Source organism: Saccharothrix sp. (genome assembly GCF_031180885.1).
GTDB lineage: Bacteria > Actinomycetota > Actinomycetes > Mycobacteriales > Pseudonocardiaceae > Actinosynnema.
The window spans coordinates 23330-29432 of sequence record NZ_JAPSLK010000065.1 but is presented as its reverse complement, the minus strand read 5'-3'; the positions used below and the strand labels follow the sequence as shown (position 1 = coordinate 29432).

Sequence of the window (6103 nt, the reverse complement as noted above, 5' to 3'; positions counted from 1 at the left end):
GCGCGGCCTAAAAGCAGCCGCTGCGCGGCCTAAAAGCAGCCGCTGCGCGGCCTAAAAGCAGCCGCTGCGCGGCCTAAAAGCAGCCGCTGCGCGGTGAAAGGCGGGGCGGCCGGGGCTTACTTGGTGGCCTGCTCCAGCGCGACCAGGGCCGCGGCCAGCTTGAACTGCTTGCTCGTGCCCAGGTCGCGCACGGTCTTGATGCCGAAGGCGGCCGCGAGCTTCTCCGCGTCGCCCGTGCTGACCCCGGCGAGGGCGTCCACGGGGGCGTCGAGGAGTGCGGTCAGGCCCAGTTCTTCGTACGCCTTGTCCAGTTGCTTGTCCAAGTCCAAGGAAACAGCCACGGCGGGACTCCCGTCCTGGAGCTTTCGCTGACGCCGGCGACGTTATTGGCCGCGGCGGCGCTGCGGGACGGGCGGTCCCCCGGTGAGGGGAGCAGTCCTACCCGATCGGGGCACGCGGGTTGACGGTCAGCTCAACCGGTTCGGGTTGGGCACCGGACCGGGTGGCTCACCGGGGCCCGGGTCGGGTGGCAGCGGGTCCGGGCGGCGGAGCGGCTCGGGGCGCGGCAGGCCGGGGTCGCGGGGCAGCGGTTCCGGGCCGGGCGGGAGCGGGTCCGGGATGGGCGTGGGCGGTACCGGGTCGGGCTCGCCGGGCGTGGGGCGCGGCGAGGGTGGCTCGGGGTGGGGAACGGTCATCGCTCCTCCTCGTGGTCGAGCGTACGGCCGCGGGTTACCCGGAAGCGCCGATCGCTACGCCCCGGTGATCGGCTCACCCGGCTTGTCCAGGACGAGAGCGGTGTAGTGCAAGGCGCGCGCCCACGAGAGGTGGGCGTGGAGGCTCTCCTCCACGGCGTCCCAGTCGGTGGGGGTGAGTTCCCGCAGGCCGGGCCACCGCAGGCGCAGCACCTGCCGGCCCAATTGCGTGCCGACCAGGGCTTGGACCAGGCGGACCAGGCGCATCGGCAGTTCCAGCACCGGACCGGTCCAGTCGTGAGCGGTCACGGTGAAACCGGCCTCGGCCGCGCGGGTGAGGTAGCGGCTCCGGGGTTCCACCTCGTCGAAGCACCACGCCGAGCGGACGATGGCGTTCGGGTCGACCGACTCGATGGTCGACGGGTCGTCCGAGCGCCACGTGAAGTCGACCAGGACCAGCCGGCCGCCGGGGCGCAGGACGCGGAACGCCTCCGCCAGGAACGCCCGCCTCCCCTCCGGGCCGAAGTGGAAGGCCGCCTCCAGGCAGTGGACCCGGTCGAAAGCCCCCGGCTCGTAGGGGAGAGCCGTCACGTCGGCCACCTCGAACCGCGTCCCCGGCCGGTCGCCGAACCGCCGCCGGGCCTCGGCGATCTGCTCCGGCTGCACGTCCACCCCGACCGCGTCGCAACCCCGCTGGCCGAGCAGCGCCGTGGACAACCCGCGCCCGCAGCACGCGTCCAGCACCCGATCACCTGGACCACCAGCGAGCAGGTCCAGCGACCGCCGCACCAACTCCCGCTGGAACCACCCGAGCCCGCCGAACGCGTGGTGCAGCGTCGGCACCGTGTAGTAGCCGACGTTGACCAGGTCACCCCAGCCCACGTGCCGCAACAAGTGGAACAGGACGTTGGTGTCGCTGTAGGACTCCGCGATGCGCCGTCGGTCGGCCATGCCCCGGATCGTGGCACGTGCCGCGCACCGCGTCCACTGTGGAGGAACCCGCCGATCGGACGAACCGGTCAAAACTTCGCCACGTTGAGCAGCGGTTCGTGCATCTGGTCCGGGTCGGTGGAGGTGGTCCACTTGTCGGTGCCCGACTCCAGCAGCGCGGACTTCACCGTCGCGGGGGGTGCGGTCGCGTTCTTGGCCTTGTGCAGCGCCGCCGCGCCGGCCACGTGCGGGCTGGCCATCGACGTGCCCGAGATCGTGTTGTACCGCTCGCCCTTGTGCCAGGTCGACAGGATGCACACGCCCGGCGCGATGATGTCGACGTCCTCGCCGTAGTTGGAGAAGTCGGCGAACGTGTCGTCCACGTCCCTGCGGCACGTCGAAGGCGCGCCGCCGTCGGGCTTGCCGTTGAAGTCGGCCAGCGCGCTGACGGTGATGGCCTCGTCGTAGGTGGCCGGCACGAACGACGTCGTCGCGGAGGCGCTGTTGCCCGCGGCCACCACGTAGGTCACGCCCGCCTGGACCGACTTGCAGATCGCCTCGTGCATGGCGTCCTTGTTGGTGCCGCACTTGCTGTCGCTGCCCGCGCCGCCGAGGCTCATGTTGACGACCTCGATCTCCTTGGCGTGCGCGGTCACGTAGTCGATGCCGCAGATGACGTCGGCCCACGTGCCGCTGCCGCTGTTGCTCAGCACGCGGATCGGCCACACGCGCGCGCCGGGCGCGACGCCGACGACGCCGACTTCGTTGTCCAGCGCGCCGATGGTGCCGGCGACGTGCGTGCCGTGGCCGTTGCCGTCGTCGGCGCTCTGCCCGTCGGAGCAGTTCTTCGCGCCCGCGGTGTGCACGTTGAGGTCCGGGTGGTCGAGGTCGATGCCGGTGTCGATGACGGCCACGTCCACGTCGACCCGTTCGTCCTTGCCGTCGATCTTCGCGGTCGGGCTGAGGTCGGCGTCCACGCGATCGACGCCGGTGGGCACGGTCTGCGCCATCGTGGTCACCACGCCGTCCGGCTGCACCAGCTTCACCCGCGGGTCGCCGGCGATCCGGGCGGCGTCGGACGCGGTCATCTTGGTCGAGTAGCCGCGCACGGAGGACTCGTACACGTGCCGCGGCGGGACGCCGAGTTCGCCGGCCACGGACATGACCGGGGCGTTCTCGTCGAGCAGGACGATGTACCCGGTGGCGGGTTCCGCGCCGGCGGGTGCGGCGGTGACCGCGGTGGCCAGGAGGACGGCACCGAAGAGGGCTTGGCCCGGAAGACGTCGCATGACTGCTCCTCTGGGGTCTTTCTGGTCGAGGGGACGCGCTGCCCGCACCCGTTCAGCAGAGAGTTACACCGGCCGAACGGGCGGCAAACCATTGGGCCGTTCGCGAACCCGAAAGGGTTGCGGACCTCCGCGGTGCAGCAAGCGTCAGCCCTTCGCAGCCTTGTGTGGACCTGTGGAGTCCCGTTGGGTGGGACGAGTCTCAAACACCCCGTCCGGGGGGTTTGCGCCTACCCGCAACCCCTCGCCCTGCGAAAGGGCGGAGCCATGAGAACGGTTCGCCATGCCCTCGTCATCGCCGCGGTCTTCGCCGCCGCCGCGCTGACCCCGATGAACGCGACCGCCGCACCCGACCTGAACACCCTGACCGCGTCCCTGGGCGCGGACCGCACGGCCGGCGCGCACCTCGACGCCGGGAAGCTCGTCGTCAACGTCACCGACCAGGCCGCCGCCGACGCCGTCCGCGCGGCCGGCGGCCACGCCAAGCTGGTCACCCGCAGCACCCGGCAGCTGGAGGAGCTGCGGGCCGCGCTCGACACCGGCACCCCCGGCACGGCGTGGGCGCTGGACCCGGCCGGCAACCAGGTCGTCGTCACCGCCGACAGCACCGTCTCCGCCGACCGCCTGGCGCACCTGCGCTCGGCGGCCGACCGCACCGGGGGAGCGGTCCGCGTCGACCGCGCCACCGGCACCTTCACCCCGCTGATCTCCGGCGGCGACGCGATCTACGGCGGCGGGTACCGCTGCTCGCTGGGCTTCAACGTGCGCAGCGGCAGCACGTACTACTTCCTCACCGCCGGCCACTGCACCGACGAGGCCACCGCCTGGTACGCCGACTCGGGGCACAACACCAAGCTGGGCGACCGCACCGGGTCCAGCTTCCCCGGCAACGACTACGGCATCGTCCGCTACACCAACACCTCCGTCACGATCTCGGGCACCGTCGGCGGCACGGACATCACGTCGGCGGCCGACCCGGTCGTGGGCCAGTCCGTCACCCGGCGGGGCAGCACCACCGGCACCCACAGCGGCACGGTCACCGCGCTGAACGTGACCGTGCACTACTCGGGCGGCGGCACGGTGCGCGGCATGATCCAGACGACGGTCTGCGCCGAACCCGGCGACAGCGGCGGCCCGCTCTACGACCGGGGCACCGCGCTGGGCCTGACCTCGGGCGGCAGCGGTGACTGCCGGCGCGGCGGGACGACGTTCTACCAGCCGGTGACCGAGGCGCTGGCCAGGTACGGCGTGTCGGTGTTCTGACCAGCCTGTTCGGCACGGTTGTGCCACCGCGGCCCGTGTGCCCCCTTCCCGGGGCGCACGGGCTGTGTACAGTGCCGGGTGTCGGGTCGCCCCGGCTCACGAAAGCCCCGGGTTCAGCAGCCAGCCCGCGCGGCCCGGCGATCCGGGACTCTCACGGTGGGGTTGGCTCATGCGCAGGTCGGGGAGCGTGCAGCACGCACGGGACTTAGGTCGTCACGACCACGTCTGCTGGTCGTACGACGACACCGGCGACTTCCTGGTGCGGGTGCGGGAGTACCTCGCCGAGGGGCTGGCGCTGGGCCAGCGGGTCCGGTACGTCGCGGTCGGGGCCGATGTGGACGTCCTGTCCGGAGTGGCCGGCATCGGTGACGCCCTGGCGTCCGGCGCGGCCGAGATCCGCTCCTTGAGTGACACCTATCAGAGTGATTTAGCGGTCGATCCGCACGCCCAGGTGCGTGCGTACGCCAAGGCCACCGAGGAGGCCATCGCGGACGGGTTCACCGGGTTGCGGGTCGCCGCCGAGGCCACGCCGCTGGTGCGCACGCCCGCGCAGCTCGCGTCGTTCCTGCGCTACGAGCACCTGGTGGACCGGTACATGGCGCGGCACCCGTTCTCGGCGCTGTGCGGGTACGACACGACCCGGCTGGACGAGCCTGCGGTGGCCCGGCTGGCCGGCGTGCACCCGTGCGCGAACCGGCCCGCGCCGTTCCGGCTGCACGCCGCCGCCGGGGGCGCGGGTCGCGAGGTCGTCGAGCTGGGTGGGGAGTTGGACGCGTCGGGGCACGAACTGCTCGGGGAACTGCTGGAGCGGATCGACCCGGGGCCGGGCGGGCTGGTCGTCCACGCCCCGGAGCTGACCTTCATCGACCACCGGGGGTTGCTGCTGCTCGCCGACTCGGCCAGGCGCCGCGGCGGGGACCTGGTCCTGCGCACCCGCGCCACCGGTGCGGCCCGCCTGGTCGAAGTCCTCGACATCCCCGACGTCCGGGTGGAGCCGATCCCGTGAACCCCTTCACCCACCCCGCGCTGTTCTACCGGACCGACCGGGAGTACCTGTCGGCGCTCGTCCCGTTCGCCGAGGAGGGCCTGGACGCCGGTCAACCCGTCGCGATGGCCGTGCCGGGCGCGCGCCTGGACCTGGTGCGGTCCGGGCTGGGCACGTTGGCGCGCCACGTGACCCTGCTGGACATGGCCGTCGAGGGCCGCAACCCGGGCCGCATCATCGCCCGCGTCCTGCGCCGCTTCGCCGACCGGCACCGGGACCGGCACGTCCGGATCGTGGGCGAGCCGATCTGGGCCGGGCGCAGTGAGGTGGAGTACCCGGCGTGCGCGCAGCACGAGGCGCTGATCAACCTGGCGTTCGACGGGCGGGACGTGACGATCCTGTGCCCGTACGACCTGTCGACCCTGTCCCCGGTGGCGGTCGCCGACGCGCTCGTGACGCACCCGGTGGTGTGGGAGGGGACGTCGTCCTACCCGAGTTCGGACTACGACGTGCCCGGCCTGCTGTCCCGGTACAACGAGCCGCTGCCGGAGCCGCCCGCGGACGCGGTGTTCGAGGTGTCCGGGACCGGGGACCTCGGGGAGGCGCGGAAGTTCGCGGCCGAGCGGGCGGACGGGGTCGGGCGCGAGCGGGTGGCCGACGTCGAGCTGATCGTCACCGAGTTGGCCACGAACAGCTTGCGGCACAGCGGAGGTTCCTGCCGGGTGGGGGTGTGGCGGGCCGACGGGCACCTGGTGTGCGACGTGCGGGACGGTGGGCGGTTGAGCGACCCGTTGGCGGGACGCCGGCCGCCGGAGCCGGGGCAGCTGTCCGGGCGCGGGTTGTTGATGGTGAACGACCTGGCCGACCTCGTCCGCCTCCACTCCGGCCCCACGGGCACCACCGTGCGCGCGTTGCTCCGCTTGGCCTGATTGACCCGGGGTGCCGTG

General features: G+C 72.6%; 7 protein-coding genes. 3 read left to right on the top strand and 4 right to left on the bottom strand.

The window, feature by feature from the left end:
• Positions 1–116: 116 nt before the first annotated feature.
• From RIN75_RS38335 to RIN75_RS38320, 4 genes are all read right to left on the bottom strand, one after another.
• Positions 117–341, bottom strand: coding sequence for a hypothetical protein (locus RIN75_RS38335; RefSeq protein ID WP_309117005.1), 225 nt, complete (start codon positions 339–341; stop codon positions 117–119).
• A 126-nt stretch (positions 342–467) separates the two neighbouring features.
• Positions 468–695, bottom strand: coding sequence for a hypothetical protein (locus RIN75_RS38330; RefSeq protein ID WP_309117004.1), 228 nt, complete (start codon positions 693–695; stop codon positions 468–470).
• 54 nt (positions 696–749) lie between these two features.
• A complete protein-coding gene (locus tag RIN75_RS38325) occupies positions 750–1643 on the bottom strand; it encodes a methyltransferase domain-containing protein (RefSeq protein WP_309117003.1) in 894 nt (297 codons plus the stop codon).
• A 68-nt stretch (positions 1644–1711) separates the two neighbouring features.
• Positions 1712–2911, bottom strand: coding sequence for a S8 family serine peptidase (locus tag RIN75_RS38320; protein ID WP_309117002.1), 1200 nt, complete (start codon positions 2909–2911; stop codon positions 1712–1714).
• A 264-nt stretch (positions 2912–3175) separates the two neighbouring features.
• Here RIN75_RS38320 and RIN75_RS38315 point away from each other — a divergent pair, with 264 nt between their 5' ends.
• The 3 genes from RIN75_RS38315 to RIN75_RS38305 all read left to right on the top strand — a co-directional run bounded on the left by RIN75_RS38315 (position 3176) and on the right by RIN75_RS38305 (position 6085).
• Complete coding sequence (locus RIN75_RS38315; protein WP_309117001.1) at positions 3176–4171, top strand: S1 family peptidase; 996 nt, start codon at positions 3176–3178, stop codon at positions 4169–4171.
• 187 nt (positions 4172–4358) lie between these two features.
• The gene (locus tag RIN75_RS38310) at positions 4359–5177 is read left to right on the top strand and encodes an MEDS domain-containing protein (protein ID WP_309117000.1); all 819 of its coding nucleotides are present in this window, start codon (positions 4359–4361) and stop codon (positions 5175–5177) included.
• Positions 5174–6085: an anti-sigma factor RsbA family regulatory protein gene (locus tag RIN75_RS38305; protein WP_309116999.1), complete on the top strand. Its 912-nt coding sequence runs from the start codon at positions 5174–5176 to the stop codon at positions 6083–6085. The genes RIN75_RS38310 and RIN75_RS38305 overlap by 4 nt, the downstream gene beginning before the upstream one ends.
• Positions 6086–6103 lie beyond the last annotated feature (18 nt).

Coding starts and splice junctions, on each gene's coding strand:
- RIN75_RS38315 (WP_309117001.1), top strand. CDS start 3,176: ATGAGAACGGTTCGCCATGCCCTCGTCATCGCCGCGGTCTTCGCCGCC.
- RIN75_RS38325 (WP_309117003.1), bottom strand. CDS start 1,643: ATGGCCGACCGACGGCGCATCGCGGAGTCCTACAGCGACACCAACGTC.
- RIN75_RS38330 (WP_309117004.1), bottom strand. CDS start 695: ATGACCGTTCCCCACCCCGAGCCACCCTCGCCGCGCCCCACGCCCGGC.
- RIN75_RS38320 (WP_309117002.1), bottom strand. CDS start 2,911: ATGCGACGTCTTCCGGGCCAAGCCCTCTTCGGTGCCGTCCTCCTGGCC.